Origin of the sequence: Marichromatium bheemlicum (genome assembly GCF_012276755.1) — a bacterium.
In the GTDB taxonomy this organism is placed as follows: Bacteria; Pseudomonadota; Gammaproteobacteria; order Chromatiales; family Chromatiaceae; genus Marichromatium; species Marichromatium bheemlicum.
On sequence record NZ_JAAXKX010000013.1, the window covers coordinates 24,709 to 42,138 of the forward strand.

Consider the following 17,430-nt stretch of genomic DNA (forward strand, 5'->3'; position numbering starts at 1 on the left):
TCGCCGTCCCGGTGCAGGCCCGTCCGTGGCTCCCGCCCGCTGGCGGTCAGCTCGACCCTTGCCCGAGGCCGAGGGTGCATCCATGTGCAGGAAGGTGCCGGTTCGATCGGCATCTTCTCGCTAGCCAAGCACCGGGGACCCTGCCAGATGGCGCCACCAGCCGACTTCTCCAAGAAAACCTATCTGGTCATCGATGACTTCTCGGATATGCGCTCGGTGATGCGTAGTATCCTCCATTCCCTCGGTGTCACCCGGCTCGACCAGGCGCGCGATGGCAACGAGGCGATCTCCTTGATGGAGCGGCGTCACTACGACGTGGTGCTCTGCGACTACAACCTTGGCAATGGCAAGGATGGCCAGCAGGTACTCGAGGAAGCGCGTCATCGCGCGCTGATCGGGGTCGATACCATCTTCATCATGGTCACCGCCGAGAACACCCGCGAGATGGTGATGGGGGCGGTCGAGTTCGCCCCCGACAACTATCTCGCCAAGCCCTTCACCAAGGAGTTGCTCAAGACCCGGCTGGCCAAGCTGTTCGAACGCAAGTCCGATCTCGCTCAGGTCAATCGTGCGCTGGTGTCCAAGGATTACGGCGGGGCGATCGCCGCCCTCGACACCTTGATCGCCGGTAAGCCCCGCAATCTCGCCGAGTTGCTGCGACTCAAGGCCGACACCTGCATCACCGCCAATCGTTACGATGATGCGATGGTCATCTACGACGAGGTGCTCGAGGGGCGCGATCTCAACTGGGCGCACCTCGGCAAGGGGCGGGTGTTGTTCCAGCAGAAGCAATACGCCGCCGCGCAGGAGGTGTTCGCCCACCTGCTCGAACTCGATCCCAACTTCATCCCCGGCTACGACTGGCTCTCGCGCGCCCAGTTCGCGCAGAAGGCGTTCACCGACGCCGAGCACACCCTGCAGAAGGGGGCCAAGCTCTCGCCGCGCAGCGTCGAGCGCCAACAACGCCTCGGTGAGCTGGCGCTAAGCAACGACGATCGCGAGGTCGCCGAGGCCGCCTTCGATCGCGCGGTGGGGTTCGCCAAGTATTCGGTGCACAACCACCCCGCGATCTATGCCGGCCTGGCCAAGGCCAAGAGCGCCAACGACAAGCATGCCGAGGCGCTGAAGGTGCTCGGTGAGATCGACAAGACCTTCGGTGAGACCGCTGAGGCATCTGTCTACAAGGCCAGCACGACGGCGCTGATCAAACAGCGCCAGGGCGACCCCCAGGGCGCGGCCAAGGCCTTTGCCGCCGCCAATGAGGCGATCGCCGGCCTCGGCGAGATGGTGCCCTCGCAGCTGGCCCTGGAGATGGTCAAGACCTGCTCCGAGATGGGAGAGCCGGAACAGGCCACCCGTTATCTGCGCTCGGCCATCGCCAACAACCACGACGATCACGCCTTCCTCGCCGAGGTGATGCACGTCTGCGAGGAGAGTGGGATCGCCGAGGAGGCCGATGCGGCCATCCGCGCCATCCAACAGGACGTGGTGCGCACCAATAACCGCGGCGTCCGTCTGATCAAGCAGGGGGATTTCGCCGCCGCGATCGAGCTGCTGCGCCAGGCCGCCGACGAGATGCCGGCCAACAAGACGATCAACCTCAACGCCGCCAAGGCCTGTATCATCAAGATGGAGCGCAACGGTGCCTCGCCCGACGAGATCCAGCTGGTGCGCCGTTATATCGAGCGCGTCCAGCACGTCGCCCCCGGGGACTGGCGCCTCAATGACGTACAGACCCGCCTGAAACGACTGGCGACCGAGGCCTGAGCGTGCCCCCCGTGCGCCCCGTTGCTGAACCGGATGGCTCATACCCCATGGACTTCTCCGACATCCTCGCCTCCTCGATCCACGACATCAAAAACTCGCTCGGGCTGATCCTCAACAGCCTCGACGAGCTGGTCGAAGACCCTGGCAACCAGCTTGCCGATCCACGCCAGGCGAGCCTGCTCAAGCACGAGGTGCAGCGCGCCAACAGCAACCTGTTGCAGCTGCTCACCCTCTACAAGCTCGGTAAGGAGCAGCTCGCCGTGCGTATCGCCGAGTACAACCTCGAGGAATTTTGCGAGGAGGTGGTCGCCGAGAGCCTGGCCGTCTGCCAAGCGCTCGGTCTCGAACTCGACTACGACTGCGATCCCGAGCTGAGTGGTTACTTCGACTCGGAACTGGTACGCGGGGTGTTGACCAGCAGCATCGGCAATGCCCAACGTTATGCACGCACCCGCATCCGTCTCAGCGCTGCCGAAGAGCAGGGGATGCTGGTGATCCGGCTCGAGGACGACGGCGCCGGGTTTCCCGCCGCCGTGCTCGGACTGCTGCCCGAGCACGGCGGCCAGACCGACCCGTCGCCCGCGGAGCCCGCTGCCGCGGCCAGTAGTCGCACCCGGCTCGGGCTCTACTTCGCCCAGCAGGTGGCGCGATTGCATCAGACCCCGCAGGCGACCGGCCGGATCCGCTTGACCAACGCCCACCATCTCCCGGGTGGCTGCTTCGAGCTGTGGTTGCCGTGAGCCGTCGGCCCTCTCTGTTGCGCGCGTGGTGGCCGCTGTTGCTCGGTCTGTTGCTCCTGCCGGGGGTGTTGGCGGCGGCGCCGGGGGACGTGCGCTTGCTGATCGACGTCTCCGGGAGCATGCGCCAGAACGACCCCAACAACCTCCGGGTCCCGGCGCTGCGGCTGGTCAATGCGTTACTCCCGGCCGGTGCGCGCGCCGGGGTCTGGACCTTTGCCGAGCGCACCGAGACGCTGGCCGCGCCCGGCGAGGTCGACGACGACTGGCGGCGCCGGACCACCGCAAACCTCGGGCGGGTGCACTCACGTGGGCTGTTCACCGATATCGAGACCGCACTCGAGACCGCCATCGCCGATTGGGACGGTCCGGCGCGCGCCGGCGAGCGTCATGTCATCCTACTCACCGACGGGTTGGTCGATGTCGCCAAGGACGATAACCGTGATGCCGCCTCGCGTCGGCGCATCCTCTCCGAGCAACTCGAGCGGCTGCGCGAGCTGGGGGTGAAGGTGCACGCGGTGGCGCTCTCCGACAATGTCGACACCGAGCTGCTCGAGGCGCTCACCGAGCGCACCGGCGGCTGGCTGGAGTCGGCCGACGATGCCGAGCAGTTGCAGCGGGTGTTTCTGCATATGCTCGAGCAGTCGGCGGCGCCGACCACGGTCCCGATCGAGGGCAATCGTTTCGAGATCGACAGCCAGGTCGGGGAGTTCACCCTGCTGGTGTTCCGCGCCCCCGGCGGCGAGACCCGGCTGGTCAGCCCCGATGGCCAGACCCTCTCGGCCACCGCGCACGGCCCCATGGTGCAGTGGCGTGGCGAGCCCGGCTATGACCTGGTCACCATCGAACAGCCGGCCCCCGGACGCTGGATCCTCGATGGAGGGCTCGACCCCGACAATCGGGTGGCGGTGGTCACCGATCTCGGTATCGACGCCGCGCCGGTGCCCGCGGCGCTGCACTCGGGCGACACCCTGAGCCTCGAGACCTGGATCACCGATCACGGCGCACCGGTCACCCGCACCGACTTCCTCAAGCTGCTCTCGGCCAAAGCGGTGTTGACCCTGGCCGATGACCCGACCCAGCGCATCGATCAACCGCTCGTACTCGATCCCGTGCGCAACCGCTTCACCGCGACGATCAAGGCCAATGCCCTGAGCGCCGGGGTCTACGAGCTCAGCCTGCTGATCGACGGCGAGACCTTCAAGCGTCAGCTGCAGCGGCGCATCCGTGTCACCCCGACGCCATTGACCATCGACTACCAGGCGCGGGTGGCCGATGCGGCCGCAGTGGCCCCTGAGGCCGATGGCGCCACCACCGAGCAGGGCCCCGACCAGCCCCCGGCATGGCTGCGAGTGGTGCTCAATCTCGAGCGCGATCAAGTCGACCCCGAGAGCCTGTTCGGCTATGTGCGACTGGCCGGCGCGGGCAAGGAATCGCTGCTCGAGATCACCGCGCCGACCTCCCTGCCGATGCTCTACGAGCTGCCGGTCGAGCGGCCCGGTGAGTATCAGGTCAGCGCCCGTCTGGCCGCGCGTACCGTCAACGGCAGCTCGATCCTGCTCGAACCGCCGGTCGAGACCCTGAGCTTTGCCTTCACCGCGCCGGCCGAGGCGCCACCACCGCCACCACCGCAGACCTTCTCCTGGCTGACGCTTACGCTCTATCTGCTCGGTGGTAACCTGCTGCTCGCCGGCGCGCTCGGCCTGACCTGGTGGCTGTTCAAGCGCGCCACGGCCAAGCGGGCGGCGGCCGCCGAGTGATCTGCATGGGGGAGACGACATGAGCGCACTCGAGATCGGCGGTCTCATCCTCAGCATCGAGTTCGCCTTGGTCGCCTGGGGCGTGCTGTTTTTCATGCTCAGGCGCCAGCGCCAGGGCACCAAGCAGGCCCAGGCCGATGCCAGTGCCGTGCTCGAACAGGTCGACACCAGCGAGGAGGCACGCCGCGAGGCGCTCGCCGGTGTCTTCGCCGCCACCTATCAGCTCGAAGGCGATGAGCTGCAGTCGACCGTCGACGAGTATCTGGAACGTGAGCGCGCCTTTTACAACGCGATGCTCGACATCTATCTCGAGCGTAGCGGCGAGAAGCTCCAGGACCTGCCCAAGGAGCTGACCAAGGTGCTCGCGCCCCTGGTGCACATGACCCCGACCAACATGATCGACATCGAGCAGCTCTCCGATCTCGAGGATGCCAAGGCGCAGCTCGAGGCCGAACTCGGTGATACCAAGAAGACCCTCAACCAGCTCATGGACGAGTACAACGCCGCCTTCAGCGCCCAGCAGCAGGAGGCGGCCGCCGCAGCCGCTGCACCAGCGCCCGAGGCGTCGACAGAGCCCGAGGATGCGGACGTGATCGATGACATCGATGCCTTGCTCGCCGAGGCGGGTGCCAATGTCGAGCCCGCGGCGCCGGATCCCACGCCCGAACCCGAGGCCCCGGCAGAGACTGCCGCCGATCCCGAGGCGGACGCGCCCGCGTCACCTGAGGCCGATGAGCCGCGTCGCTTCGAACTCGCCGACGAGATCGATGTCGAGGAGGAGGCCCAGACACTCGACGAGGACGACGAGGAGATCTGGCAGGAGAAGCTCGAGGAACTCAGCGATCTCTTTGAGACCCCTGAGGACGAGGACAAGGGCGGCAAGGGCTGAGCGGGTTCAGTCGTGCGCCGCCGTGTCGTAGACGTGACAGCGATTGCGCCCGGCATGCTTGGCCGCGTAGAGCGCAGCATCGGCGCGGCGATAGATGTCCTCCGGGGTATCGTTGTCGATAAAGGGCGCCAGCCCGCAGGACATGGTCACCGGCACCGGCTGACCGCGGTACTGGAAGCGCGACGAGGCGACCTGCTCGCGGAGCTTCTCGGCGACCTCGAAGGCGGTCTCGATGGTGGTCTCGGGCAACAGCATCATGAACTCCTCGCCACCGAAGCGGGCGACGAAGTCGCTCTTGCGGATCGAGCTGCGTAGCAGCTTGCCGAGGATCTTGAGGACGTTGTCGCCGGCGGTGTGGCCGAAGCGGTCGTTGATGCGCTTGAAGAAGTCGACATCCCAGATGCTCAGTACCGCCGGGCGGCCATAGCGCGCCCAGCGCTCGCACTCCTGGGTGATGCGCTCATCGTAGGCGAGTCGGTTGTTGAGTCCGGTGAGGCTATCGAACAGCGCGCGCTCACGGGCCTCGTGGAGCCGTTGACGCAGCTCGCCGCTCTCCTCCTGGACCTTCCCCAACTCCTGTTTGAGATGATCGATCTCGGCGCGTGCCCGGCGTAGCTGCTCCTGCTCCAGGCTGCGCCGGGCGTCCATGTGCTGCTGGATGTTGCTCAGGTGGCCCTGGATCGAGAGCTTGAGCTGGTCAACATCCTGGGCGGCATCGACCGAGCGGCGGATATTGGCGACCTCGGCGGACATGTCAGCGTCGATCGACTCGCCCTGTCGGGCCGTCTCCTCGCGTTGGCCGACCGTGGTCTCGAGATAGCGATCGAGGGCCTCCAGGCGCCCGGTGAGCTGGGAGAGAAAGTGCTCGATGTCCTTCTTCTCCTGCTCGAGATGGTGGCGCGCGCGCGCGAGCAGGTCAGCGATCTCGGTGACGGCGCGCTCGGCGGTCTCGGCGCTGGGTTCATCACGCAGCAGCGTGGTGATGGCGCCGAACGGTTCGGCGAAGGCCTCGGGGAGATCGAGGCGGTGGAGCAGATCGAGCAACACCTGGTTGAAGGCGGGTAGACCGCCCTCGGTCTCGACCCCCGAGGAGGGGGGCTCGAGCGCCTCATCGTCGGGGACGCTGACCTCGGGGGTGTCCTCGACCTCGCGGCGGCCCCCGAACAACCGCCCGAACAGGCCCTCATTGCCCTGCTCGGAGCTGGCCAGCCAGCCGGCGAGGGTCCGCGAATAATCCGAGTAGGCGGCGAGCGCCCCACCCAGCCCAGGCTCATCGCGGGCCTCGCGCAGCCGCTTGCGCAGTGTCTTGGTCTCCTTCTTGAGTGCGCTGGGGAGGCGGTGTTGTTCGAGCAGCTCGTCGAGCCGGGCGAGTGCGCGGTCGAGGTCGTTGGGCTGGGCGCGCTGCTCGTCGAGGCGCAGCATCGACTCGGAGATCTCCTCCATCAGCAGGCCGATCTGCTTGGCGGTGGCGTTCTTACGGATCGCCTGGCGCAGCGCCTCGAGCTGCTCGTCGAGGGTCTGATCCGGGGTCTCCACCGCCAGACTCAGGCGCGACAACGCATAGCGCAGCGTCTTCTCGATCTGCGCCCACGCCTTCTCCTTGGCCTCCAGTGCATCGAGCGTCCCGTAGTACTTCTCTTTCCAGCGATTGGTGTCTTGCGAGGCCATGTCGAGGCGGTCCTCGGGGTTGGTGGGCGCGGGAGGCGGGGTCGGTTCAGCGCTTGGGGCCGAGCAGCAGCCAGAGCAGGAACCCAAGCAATGGTAGCAGCAGGATCAGCACGATCCACAGCACCTTGGAAAGGGTACCGGCGCGGCTCTGCACCGTGCTGACGACCGCCCACACGCACAGCACCAGCAGTACGAGTCCGAACAATCCACTGACTTCTATCGACATCGATGGCTTCCTCAATGACCAGGGGTGACAGACTCAGGTGTCGACGCACCGGCTGACCGATCCCCTTGAATGATGGTTGACGCCTGACCTAGGGGCGTCAAGCGATGGCACTGTTTTCCTTGATCGGCGTCTGGTTATTGGTCTCGGTCGCCTGCGTTCGATCAGGACCACAGCCCCCAGAGGTGCGAGCGGCGTGGTGGTGGGGCTGGCGCCAGGTGTAGGGTCCAGGGGGTGAGGTGCAGCGGTCGGCGGGGGGGCGCCGAGAGTGCGAGCAGGCGCTCGATCCGTGCCTCGGTGGAGGGATGGGTTCGCAGCAGCGAGGGTTCCGGCAGGCGCCAATGGGGTGCGAGCAAGCGCTCCCAGCCACGCCCCTGCAGGCGCTCGATGCGCGCTAGGGCGCGGGCCAGCCCCTCGGGGTCACCGGTGAGTTCGACGGCGCGCCGGTCGGCCTCGAACTCGCGGCTGCGCGAGAGTGCGAACTGCGCCAGGGTGCTCAAGGTCGGGGCGAAGACCAACACCAGGAGCGCCAGCCAGGGTACGTCGATGCCGGTGAGCAGGGCCAATGGCAGGGCGATCAACACCAATAGCTGGCCGATCAGGCTGAGCAGACTGGTGAGCCGACTGACCAGATCGGCGAAGGCCATCACCCGCAGGTCGTCGTTGGCGATGTGTCCGACCTCGTGGGCGAGTACCGCGATCAGCTCGCGCTCGTCGAGTCGGCGCAGGGTCATCTCCGAGACGGCGATCACTGACGACCAGGGACCGCCGGTGGCGAAGGCGTTGACCACCCGCGAGGGGATGTAATAGAGCAGCGGTACCCGTGGTAGCCCGGCGCGCGCGGCCAGGGCCTCGAGTACCCGGTAGAGCGCCGGGGCCTGATGCGGCGCCAGCAGCTGGCCGCGATAGAGCGAAAGGGCTAGGCGCGGTGAGGCCAGGGGGGTGAATAGATAGAGCGCCACCACCGCCACCAGGGCAGCCAGCGCTAGGTTGGGGCCGCCGAGGATCCAGGCCAGTGTCGACAACAGGGTGGCGAGCACGGCCAACAGGGCGGCGGTATGTAGCAGATTGAGCCGGCGGTGCGCGGCAAGACGTCGCGTATCCATCACCGCTCGATGATGGCGGCGATCGCCGTGCTTGGCAAGCGAGTGCGGCCTCAGCGCCCGCTGGCGCGCCGCACGGTGACAGTCTCGCCGCCGATCCCCCAGTTGTCGGTCTCGACCTCGTCGATCACCACCACCGTGGTCTGCGGGTTCTTACCGAGCACCCGGGCCAGCAGCTCCGTGACCCCGCTGATCAGCTCGGCCTTCTGCTCGGCACTCGCCCCCTCGCGGGTGATCTTGATGTTGACGTAGGGCATGGTGGTCTCCTGGGCCGCTATTGATCGAGCAGGGGTCTCTTAATCCACTGCGCTTCGCGCTGACTTGAGTCGTAGGCGCGGACGGCGCTGCTGCGCCGTCCGTGCGGGTTGCTACTGACAGGCCTCGCACTCGGGGTCGTCGATGGCGCAGGCGCGTGGCGTCTGCTCGGCGGCGCCGTAGCTGCCGCCGACCGCGCTCAGGCGGTTGGCGCGCTGGTGGTCGGCGAGGGTTGATTTCTCGACATGGGTGGCGCCCTGCGAGCGCAGGTAATAGGTGGTCTTCAGCCCCCGCACCCAGGCGAGCTTGTAGAGGTTGTCGAGCTTCTTGCCGCTCGGCTCGGCCATGTAGAGGTTGAGGCTCTGTGCCTGGTCGAGCCACTTCTGGCGGCGCGCGGCGGCCTCGATCAGCCAGCGCGGGTCGATCTCGAAGGCGGTGGCATAGCGCTGCTTGAGCGTCTCGGGGATGCGCTCGATCGGTTGCAGCGAGCCGTCGTAGTACTTGAGGTCGTTAACCATCACCTCGTCCCACAGCCCGAGCGCCTTGAGTTCGGCGATCAGATAGGGGTTGACCACGGTGAACTCGCCCGAGAGGTTCGATTTCACGAACAGGTTTTGGTAGGTCGGTTCGATCGACTGACTGACCCCGACGATATTGCTGATGGTCGCCGTCGGCGCGATCGCCAGACAGTTGGAGTTGCGCATCCCGACCTCGCGCACCCGCGCGCGCAGCGCCTCCCAGTCGAGGGTGGTGGTGGTGTCGACCTGGAGATACTCGCCGCGCGACTCGGCGAGCAGGGCGATGCTGTCGATCGGCAGGATGCCCCGGCTCCACAGCGAGCCCTCGAAGCTCGGGTAGCGCCCGCGCTCGGCGGCCAGCTCGCAGCTCGCCTCGATCGCGTAGTAGCTCAGCACCTCCATGCTGCGATCGGCGAACTGCACCGCCTCGGGGCTGGCGTAGGACAGCCCGAGACGGTGGAGCGCGTCCTGGAAGCCCATGATGCCGAGCCCCACCGGGCGGTGGCGCCGATTGGCCTCACGCGCCTGGGGGACGTTGTAGAAGTTGTAGTCGATGACGTTGTCGAGCATCCGCATGGCGGTGCGCACGGTCCGGCGCAGCCGCTCGAGGTCGAGCCCCTTGGCGGTGACGTGGGCGGCGAGGTTGACCGAGCCGAGGTTGCACACCGCGATCTCCGCGTCGCTGGTGTGCAGGGTGATCTCGGTGCACAGGTTGGAGCTGTGCACCACCCCGGCGTGCTGGTTGGTGTAGCGCAGGTTGCAGGGGTCTTTGAAGGCGATCCAGGGATGGCCGGTCTCGAACAGCATGCCGAGCATCTTGCGCCACAGATCGACCGCCCGGAGGGTCTTGCTCACCCGCAGCTCGCCGCGCGCGGCGCGCGCCTCGTAGTCGCAGTAGGCGCGCTCGAATGCCGCGCCGCTGAGATCGTGCAGGTCGGGGGTCTCGTCGGGTGAGAACAGCGTCCAGGGGCCGTCCTCGGCCACCCGCTTCATGAACAGGTCCGGCACCCAGTTGGCGGTGTTCATGTCGTGGGTGCGGCGGCGATCGTCGCCGGTGTTCTTGCGCAGGTCGAGGAACTCCTCGATGTCGATGTGCCAGGTCTCGAGATAGGCGCACACCGCGCCCTTGCGCTTGCCGCCCTGGTTGACCGCCACGGCGGTGTCGTTGGCGACCTTGAGGAAGGGCACCACGCCCTGGCTCTTGCCGTTGGTGCCCTTGATGTGCGCGCCCATGCCGCGCACCCGGCTCCAGTCGTTGCCCAGCCCGCCGGCGAACTTGGAGAGCAGGGCGTTGTCCTTGATCGCGCTGTAGATGCCGTCGAGGTCGTCGGCCACCGTGGTCAGGTAGCACGAACTCAGCTGCGGGCGCAGGGTGGCGGAGTTGAACAGCGTCGGGGTCGAACTCATGAAGTCGAAGCTCGACAGCAGTTCGTAGAACTCGATGGCGCGCGTCTCGCGATCGGACTCGTTGATCGCCAGCCCCATCGCCACGCGCATGAAGAAGGCCTGCGGCAGCTCCAGGCGCACCGCGTCGCGGGTGCGGATGAAGTAGCGGTCGTAGAGCGTCTGCAGCCCGAGATAGCCGAACTGCAGATCGCGCTCGGGGCGCAGCGCCGCGCCCAGCCGGTCGAGATCGAAGCGGGCAAGCTCGGGGTCGAGCAGTTCGAGTTCGATGGCGCGCGCCACATAGGCCGCGAGATAGGCGCTGTAGCGCTCGCCGAGGTCGGCCTGGGTCTCGACCCCCTCGGCCAGCCCCAGCGCGCCCAGCGCCTCGCGGCGGAGGATGTCGAGCAGCAGTCGCGCGGCGACCTGATTGTACTCGGGTTCGCGCTCGATCTGGGTGCGCGCGGCCATCACCAGCGCCTGGCGCACGTCGCGCTCGGCCACGCCGTCGAAGAGGTTGCGCAGGGTCTCGTCGACGATCGCCTGGGGGTCGACCCAGTCGAGCCCGCGACAGGCCTCGTCGACCAGTCGGGTCATCCGCGCCAGATCGAGCGGGCGGGGGGTGCCGTCGTCGCCGGTGATGGTGAGCGCCGGGCGGGTGTCGCTCGTCGCCGGGACCGGCTCGCGGCGCTGGTCGCGAGCGCGGGCGTGCTGCTCGCGATAGAGCACATAGGCGCGCGCCACCGGGTGCTCGCCGGCGCGCATCAGCGCCAGCTCGACCTGATCCTGGATGTCCTCGATGTGCACCGTGCCGCCGCCGGGCAGACGGCGGGTGAGGGCGGCGACGACCTGCTCGGTGAGCGCCTCGACGCGTTCGTGGACGCGGGTCGAGCCGGCCGCGCTACCGCCCTCGACGGCGAGGAAGGCCTTGGTCATGGCCACCGTGATCTTGCTCGGGTCGAACCCGGTGACCTTGCCGTTGCGCCGGATCACCTGCAACCGGCCCGGGGTCGGGCTGATCGTGGCCGACACCAGCGTCTCCTGTTCCGACCCGGCGGGGTTGTCGGTGGGCATCATCGTCTCCTGTCTTGGAATCGTGCTTCGCGAGCATGGGGTGCGAAGCTAGGTGAGGAAAGAAAGGCGGTACAATATGTGGTGTTTTGAAATCTATCAACCACAATATCTGGTTTGTTTTTCGCCGCGGACGCCTCCCTGTCGCCGGCTCGCACGGTCTCACTTGCCAATTCGGGGGCGGCTCCCATAAGCTCAAGTCGGCCCGGTGCCCTGGTCGTCGCGACCGCTCATGACTCGCAAGGAGATGCCATGTCCCAGCCAGTGTTCGCGCGTTCGATGCTCTGCGCGCTCATGCTGCTCACCACGTCGTTGGCCGTCGCGCAGCAGGATGCGCAGACGCGTGCGCGGGCCGAGTTCGAGGTGGCCAGTACGCTGACCCCTGATCTCGCCAATGGTCGTCAGGTCTATCTGATCTGTGCGGTGTGCCACCGCCCCGAGGGGTGGGGCAGTCCCGATGGCGCCTACCCGCAGATCGCCGGTCAGCTCCCCGAGGTGATCGTCAAGCAACTCGCTGATATCCGTGCCGGCAATCGTGACAACCCGCTGATGTATCCCTTCGCGCTGCCGCGCATCCTTGGCGGACCGCAGAACATCGTCGATGTCGCCGCCTATGTCGCGCGGTTACCGATGACCGCGAACAATGCCAAGGGGCCGGGGACCGATCTCGCGCTCGGGCGTACGCTCTACGAGACTCAGTGCGCCGAGTGCCATGGGGCCGATGGCGAGGGCAGTGTCGAACACCTCGCCCCCCAGCTCGCCGGTCAGCACTTCCCCTATCTGATGCGTCAGTTCGAGGCGATCGCCAGTGGTCGGCGACGCAACTCCGATCCGGCGATGACCAAGCAGCTTGCCGGTTTCAGCCCGCGCGAGCAGATGGCGGTGCTCGACTACAGCGCGCGGTTGCCGCTGCCGGTCGAGAAGACCGCACCGGTCGAGTGGAGCAACCCCGACTTCCCGGCCTATGTGCGCGAGCCGCTCGGCGTGGCGCCGCCCCCGCCACCGCCTCCACCGCCGCTGCCCCCGCGCTGAGTCTGCGCCGGCGTCAATCGGCGAACACCGCGCGGTCGCGTCCGGCCTGCTTGGCGGTGTAGAGCGCCTTGTCGGCACGCTCGACCAGGGCGTCGAGCGGCTCGCCCGGGCGGCGCAGGGCGCCGCCGATGCTCACCGTCAGACGGAGTTCGAGCCCGTCGTCGAGGACGAATTGGTGGGCGGCGATGCGGGCGCGCAGCCGTTCGGCGAGGGCCCGTCCCTGCTCGGCCGAGGCGTCCATCAGGAACAGGAGGAACTCCTCGCCGCCGAAGCGCACCGGCACGTCGCCGTCGCGGATGGAGCCGTGGAGCAGGGTCGCGACCAGGCGCAGCAGCGCGTCGCCGGTGGGGTGGCCGTGGTGGTCGTTGATCCGCTTGAAATGATCGAGATCGAGCATCAGTGCGACGACCTGGGGACCGCCGCGGTCCCGGGCGTGGCACTGGCGCTCGATGATGTCCTGCATGTAGAAACGGTTGAACAGCCCGGTGAGCGAATCACGGATCGAGCGCTGGTAGGTACGGGTACGCTCGGCCTCGATCGAGCGGTAGATCGCCTCGCGCTCGAGCACCACCTGCAGCGGCACCATCAGCTGGGCGATGAGCTGGCGCTCATGCGCGCCGATCTCGATCGGGTGTTCCAGATGGATGTGGGCGATCGCCTCCAGGCGCTCGCCCTCACGGGCGAACAGCGGCAGCAGCAGGCTCATCGCGCCCTCGTCACCGGTGTGACAGCAGAAGCGCTCGTCGTGCATGGGGTGGCCGTGCAGGCAGCGTCCGGCGCTGTTGCCGAGCCAGTGCGTGCGGCTGATGCCGAGCAGCGCATGCAGCCACGCCGGGACCTGCTCGGCACGCTGCTGCTCCTGCCCGTCGGCGACCAGGCCGAGCATCTCGCCGTCGGCGAGTTTGAGATAGTAGTCGATCCGCGCCACCGGCAGGCTGCGGCGCATCACCTCCAGCAGCCGCGCGGCGATGTCGTGGAAATCGCGGCAGTAGAGCATGGTGCGGGTGATCTCGCCGAGCGTCCGATTGAGCCGCGAGAGCCGGCGGATGTCGGTGTCGACGCCGCCGGCGAAGAGATAGATCCCGCAGTCGAGTTCGCGCAGTTGCTCGATGATCGGCCCGACCAGCGGCGCGGGGATGATCGAGCCGTGTTGCGGGGCGATCAGCCTGACCGGGTGACGGGCGATCTGGTCGAGGGCGTGGACGAGGATGTCGCGGCTGGGGATGTAGTGCTCGTGGAAGGGGCGCATCGCCTCGAAGTAACCGATGTCCTCGGCCATCAGCGCCGGTGTCTCGGTGAAGCCGCCGAACAGATCGCTGGAGAACAGCACCCCGGTCTCGGCGTCGAAGGTACAGAAGGCGCCGGGGAAGTGGGCATAGGGCGTGAACACGAAGCGCAGTTCGCGATCGGGCAGGGCGAGCCGCCAGTCGTGCTCGTCGACCAGCCAGAAGGGCAGCCGCTCCAGGGCGTAGTGGCGCAACAGCGCGCTGGCCCGCCAGTGGGTCACCAGCACGGCGTCGGGGCGGTCGACGAGCGCGTCGATCAGCGGCAGGCAGGCGGTGATGTCCGGGTCCTGATGGTGACAGACGAAGTAGCGGATCGCTGAGACGGGAATGATCTCCTCGATCTTGCGCAGCGTGGTGGCGAAGGTCAGCCGCGAGCCGGGGTCGAGCAGTACCGACTGGTCGCCCTGCTCGATGAGATAGACGTGGCACTGGAAGGGATCGTCGGCGAGTACGTGCCCCACCCACCAGACCCGCGGGGCGATCTCGATCGCGTGGTCGGTGTCGAAGCTGCGTTGGTTGGGATCGGGCTGGTGCATGAGGTGGCTTGACTCCGGAACCGGACATGTCCGCGTGGATCGGTTCCGCGACCCTGAGCGACACTCCAAGCGGAGACCCGCCCGTCCAGGCTCAATCCCTTGAACGACATCATCCCCTGCGAGATGCACGGCGACAAGCCCGGTGTGATCAGCCGCGCGCGGCGAGCCGGTAGACCACCGGCACCAGCAGCAGCGAGACCAGGGTGGAGAAGGCCAGCCCGGCGACCATGGTCACCGCCAGTGGCTGGAGCATCTCGGCGCCCTCGCCGAGGGCGAGCGCCAGCGGCAGCATGCCGACCACCGTGGTCAGCGTGGTCATCAGGATCGGGCGCAGGCGCAGCCGCGCGGCGGTGAGGATCGCCGGCTCCAGCGCACGCCCGGCGCGTCGCTCCAGCTCGATGAACTCGACCAGCACGATGGCGTTGTTGACGACGATGCCGGCGAGCATGATCAGCCCCAGCCACACCGGCATCGACACCCCCAGCCCAGTGAGCCACAGCCCCAGCACCACCCCGATCAGCGCGAAGGGCACCGAGAAGAGGATGATCAGCGGGTTGCGCACCGACTCGTACTGCACCGCCATCGCCACCAGCACCAGCAGCAGCGCCAGGGCGAGCAGGATGCGGCCCATCTCGCGGCCCTGTTGCAGGGTCTCCAGGGTGCCGCCCTCGTAGAGGCTGTAGCCCGGCGGTAGCTCGATCGTGGCGGCGGCGGCTAGCGCCGCGCCGATCGCCCGCTCCAGCCCGAGCGCGGGGTCGACCGAGGCGCTGATCTCGACCATGCGCTGCTGGCGCTCGCGCAGGATGGTCGAGGGCTGGGGCAGGAAGGCGACCTCGGCGAGATCCCCCAGGCGCAGCGCGCGACGCGGCTCGGTGGCGCTGAACAGGATCATCGACTCCAGATCGCCGGGGGTGTCGAGCTGCTCGCGATCGAGGCGCAGCCGCAGGTCGATGGCGCGGTCGCCGTCGAGGTACTCGCCCACCAGTCGCCCCTCGAGCGCATAGCGCAGCAGGGTGCCGACCGACTCGACATCGAGCCCGAAGCTCGCCGCGCGCTCGGGGTCGAGGCGGATGGCGATCTCCTGGTCGACCTCCTCGTAGCTGTGTTGCAGGTTGCTCAGCCCCTCGACGCTGCCCAGCCGCTCGACCACCCGGTCGGCGAGCCGCCCCAGCTCGGCCAGGTCCGGCCCCTGGATGCGCAGGCTGAGGTCGTCGTCGCCGCGGTTGAAGCGGATGCCGCGGATACCGCGGGTGTAGAGGTTCACCCGCAGCCCCGGCAGCGCGCGCTCGGCGATCGCTGCGCGGGTGGCGGCGATCCAGGCGGGGGTGTCGAGCGCGCGCTCGGCGAGCGGGTCGAGCAGCACCTGGAGGCTGGCGCGGTTGGGGCTCTCGAAGCTCGAACGGCCGAAGACGAAGCCGCCGACGGTGGTGAAGACGGCGCGCACCCCCGGCTGCTCGGCCACCACCGACTCGACGGCGCGGGTGAGCGCGTCCATGTGCTCGATGTCGACCCAGTCGTCGGCGGTGAGGCTGATGCGCACATCGCCCTCGTCGAGTTCGGGGAGGAAGCTCTGTGGCGCGGCGAGCAACCACGGCAGGCTCGCGGCGAGCGCGACGACGAACCCCCCGAGCACCGCCCAGCGCCAGCCGAGCAGCCGCCCGAGCAGCCGCGCGTAGCCCTGCTGCAGGGCCGCGACGGCGGCGTCGATGGCCGCGCGCACGCGCCCCTCGGCGGCCGCCGGGACGCGTCCGGCGAGCGCCGGCACCAGCGTCAGCGCGACCACCATGGCGGCGAGGATCGCCGCCGAGATGGTGAAGATCAGCTCCTCGAACAGCAGCCCCACCAGCCCGCCGATGAACAGGAAGGGCAGCACCGCGGCGAGGTTGGTCGAGGTCGAGGCGACGATTGCGCTGGTCACCTCGCGCGCAGCGGCGTCGGCCGCCGCCGCCGGGGCGCGCCCGGCGCGCTGGTGGCGCTGGATGTTCTCCAGCATCACGATGGTGCTGTCGACCAGCATGCCGATGCCGAGCGCCAGCCCCCCGAGGGTCATGATGTTGAAGGTCAGCCCGTTGGCGGCCATCAGGATGAAGGTCACCAGCACCGCGATCGGGATCGCTGAGCCGATGATCAGGGTGCGGCGCAGGCTGCCGAGGAACAGATAGACCACCGCCATCGCCAGCAGCGCGCCGCTGCCCGCCGCGCCGATGGCGTTGGCCAGGGACTGGCGGATGTAGCGCGCCTGATCGTCGACGCGCTCGATGGCGATGTCCTCGGGGATGCGCCGCTGGGTGGCGAGACGTTCGAGTTCCCGGTCGACGGCATCGACCACGGCGACGGTGTTGGCCAGCGGCTGTTTCTGGATCGAGAGCTTGACCCCGGGGCGGTCGTCGAGCCGGATGCGCAGCCGCTCCTCGGCCGCGCCGTCGATCACCCGCGCCACCTCGTCGAGGCGCAGCAGCGCCGTCGGGCGCTCGGTCTCGGTGAGGCGCAGCGGCAGCGCGGCGATCTCGGCCACCGACTCGAAACGCCCCTGGGCGCGGGCGCTGATCTCGCCCTCGGGCATCCGCAGCCGTCCCCCGGCGACGTCCTGGTTGGTCTCGCGCAGCCGCGCCTCCAGGTCGCGCGCGTCCAGCCCGAGCGCGGCGAGACGGTACTGATCGGCGATCACCTGCACCTCGCGTTCGAGCCCGCCGCCGACCTCGGCGGCGGCCACCCCCGGCAGGTTGAGCAGCGCCGGGGCGAGACGGTAGTCGACCCAGGCGCGCAGCGCCACCGGGTCGCGGCTGTCGGAGCCGACCACGTACTCGGCCACCGGCAACTGGAAGGGGTCGCGCTTGTAGATGATCGGCGGTTCGTCGGTGTCGGGGATGAAACGCTTGGCGCGATCGAGCCGGGCGCTGGCGTCCTGCAACGCCTGATCGATGTCGGTGCCGTAGCGGAAGGAGAGATCGACCGCGCTGCGCCCCTCGCTGGTCTGCGACTGGATGGCGATCGCCCCCTCGGTGATCGCCAATTGCTCCTCGAGCTGACGGGTGAACTCGTCCTCCATCACCTCCGCCGGCACGCCGGGGTCGAGCACCCGCACGCGCACGTCGGGATAGACGATCTGTGGCAACAGGTCGATGTTGAGCCGGCTCAGCGAGAGCGCGCCGAGCACCATCACCGCGAGCGTCAGCGCCACCACCCCGATGGGGTGGCGCAC

12 protein-coding genes are annotated in these 17,430 nt (G+C 68.1%); 5 read left to right on the plus strand and 7 right to left on the minus strand.

Going from position 1 to position 17,430, the window contains the following annotated elements:
• Nucleotides 1–147 precede the first annotated feature (147 nt).
• Genes HF203_RS10020 through HF203_RS10035 form a run of 4 tightly spaced genes read left to right on the plus strand, consistent with a single transcriptional unit; the run spans nucleotide 148 to nucleotide 5,153 of the window.
• A complete protein-coding gene (locus HF203_RS10020; RefSeq protein ID WP_168669235.1) occupies nucleotides 148–1,767 on the plus strand; it encodes a tetratricopeptide repeat-containing response regulator in 1,620 nt (539 codons plus the stop codon).
• 47 nt (nucleotides 1,768–1,814) lie between these two features.
• Nucleotides 1,815–2,507, plus strand: a complete 693-nt coding sequence (locus tag HF203_RS10025; RefSeq protein ID WP_168669237.1) for a sensor histidine kinase — start codon at nucleotides 1,815–1,817, stop codon at nucleotides 2,505–2,507.
• Complete coding sequence (locus HF203_RS10030) at nucleotides 2,504–4,264, plus strand: vWA domain-containing protein (RefSeq protein ID WP_343043905.1); 1,761 nt, start codon at nucleotides 2,504–2,506, stop codon at nucleotides 4,262–4,264. The genes HF203_RS10025 and HF203_RS10030 overlap by 4 nt, the downstream gene beginning before the upstream one ends.
• Before the next feature lie 19 nt (nucleotides 4,265–4,283).
• Nucleotides 4,284–5,153 (plus strand): aminoacyltransferase, encoded by an 870-nt coding sequence (locus tag HF203_RS10035; RefSeq protein WP_168669239.1) that lies wholly within the window; start codon nucleotides 4,284–4,286, stop codon nucleotides 5,151–5,153.
• 6 nt (nucleotides 5,154–5,159) lie between these two features.
• On the opposite strand, the gene HF203_RS10040 is transcribed toward HF203_RS10035, so the two are convergent.
• The 5 genes from HF203_RS10040 to HF203_RS10060 form a co-directional block, all read right to left on the minus strand.
• Nucleotides 5,160–6,821 carry a GGDEF domain-containing protein gene (locus HF203_RS10040; protein WP_168669241.1) on the minus strand — a complete coding sequence of 554 codons (1,662 nt, stop codon included), beginning with the start codon at nucleotides 6,819–6,821 and terminating at the stop codon, nucleotides 5,160–5,162.
• Nucleotides 6,822–6,867: 46 nt separating this feature from the next.
• Entirely contained in the window at nucleotides 6,868–7,047 is a 180-nt protein-coding gene (locus HF203_RS10045) for a PLDc N-terminal domain-containing protein (protein ID WP_168669244.1), read from the minus strand.
• A gap of 161 nt (nucleotides 7,048–7,208) precedes the next feature.
• Entirely contained in the window at nucleotides 7,209–8,150 is a 942-nt protein-coding gene (locus HF203_RS10050) for a zinc metalloprotease HtpX (RefSeq protein WP_168669245.1), read from the minus strand.
• Between the two features lie 50 nt (nucleotides 8,151–8,200).
• Nucleotides 8,201–8,404, minus strand: coding sequence for a tautomerase family protein (locus HF203_RS10055; protein WP_168669247.1), 204 nt, complete (start codon nucleotides 8,402–8,404; stop codon nucleotides 8,201–8,203).
• Nucleotides 8,405–8,515: 111 nt separating this feature from the next.
• On the minus strand, nucleotides 8,516–11,380 hold the full coding sequence (locus tag HF203_RS10060; RefSeq protein WP_425483209.1) for a ribonucleoside-diphosphate reductase subunit alpha: 2,865 nt from the start codon (nucleotides 11,378–11,380) through the stop codon (nucleotides 8,516–8,518).
• Nucleotides 11,381–11,626: 246 nt separating this feature from the next.
• On the opposite strand from HF203_RS10060, the gene HF203_RS10065 reads away from it, so the two are divergent.
• Nucleotides 11,627–12,406, plus strand: coding sequence for a c-type cytochrome (locus HF203_RS10065; protein ID WP_168669249.1), 780 nt, complete (start codon nucleotides 11,627–11,629; stop codon nucleotides 12,404–12,406).
• A 13-nt stretch (nucleotides 12,407–12,419) separates the two neighbouring features.
• Here the strand turns inward: HF203_RS10065 and HF203_RS10070 are convergent, their stop codons facing one another.
• Nucleotides 12,420–14,228: an oxygen-binding di-iron domain-containing protein gene (locus tag HF203_RS10070; protein ID WP_168669251.1), complete on the minus strand. Its 1,809-nt coding sequence runs from the start codon at nucleotides 14,226–14,228 to the stop codon at nucleotides 12,420–12,422.
• A gap of 148 nt (nucleotides 14,229–14,376) precedes the next feature.
• Nucleotides 14,377–17,430: an efflux RND transporter permease subunit gene (locus HF203_RS10075; RefSeq protein ID WP_343043906.1), complete on the minus strand. Its 3,054-nt coding sequence runs from the start codon at nucleotides 17,428–17,430 to the stop codon at nucleotides 14,377–14,379.

What these genes read in the sequence shown, in the direction of transcription:
- HF203_RS10020 (WP_168669235.1), top strand. Translation starts at nt 148, where the DNA reads ATGGCGCCACCAGCCGACTTCTCCAAGAAAACCTATCTGGTCATCGAT.
- HF203_RS10025 (WP_168669237.1), top strand. Translation starts at nt 1,815, where the DNA reads ATGGACTTCTCCGACATCCTCGCCTCCTCGATCCACGACATCAAAAAC.
- HF203_RS10035 (WP_168669239.1), top strand. Translation starts at nt 4,284, where the DNA reads ATGAGCGCACTCGAGATCGGCGGTCTCATCCTCAGCATCGAGTTCGCC.
- HF203_RS10040 (WP_168669241.1), bottom strand. Translation starts at nt 6,821, where the DNA reads ATGGCCTCGCAAGACACCAATCGCTGGAAAGAGAAGTACTACGGGACG.
- HF203_RS10045 (WP_168669244.1), bottom strand. Translation starts at nt 7,047, where the DNA reads ATGTCGATAGAAGTCAGTGGATTGTTCGGACTCGTACTGCTGGTGCTG.
- HF203_RS10050 (WP_168669245.1), bottom strand. Translation starts at nt 8,150, where the DNA reads ATGGATACGCGACGTCTTGCCGCGCACCGCCGGCTCAATCTGCTACAT.
- HF203_RS10055 (WP_168669247.1), bottom strand. Translation starts at nt 8,404, where the DNA reads ATGCCCTACGTCAACATCAAGATCACCCGCGAGGGGGCGAGTGCCGAG.
- HF203_RS10060 (WP_425483209.1), bottom strand. Translation starts at nt 11,380, where the DNA reads ATGATGCCCACCGACAACCCCGCCGGGTCGGAACAGGAGACGCTGGTG.
- HF203_RS10065 (WP_168669249.1), top strand. Translation starts at nt 11,627, where the DNA reads ATGTCCCAGCCAGTGTTCGCGCGTTCGATGCTCTGCGCGCTCATGCTG.
- HF203_RS10070 (WP_168669251.1), bottom strand. Translation starts at nt 14,228, where the DNA reads ATGCACCAGCCCGATCCCAACCAACGCAGCTTCGACACCGACCACGCG.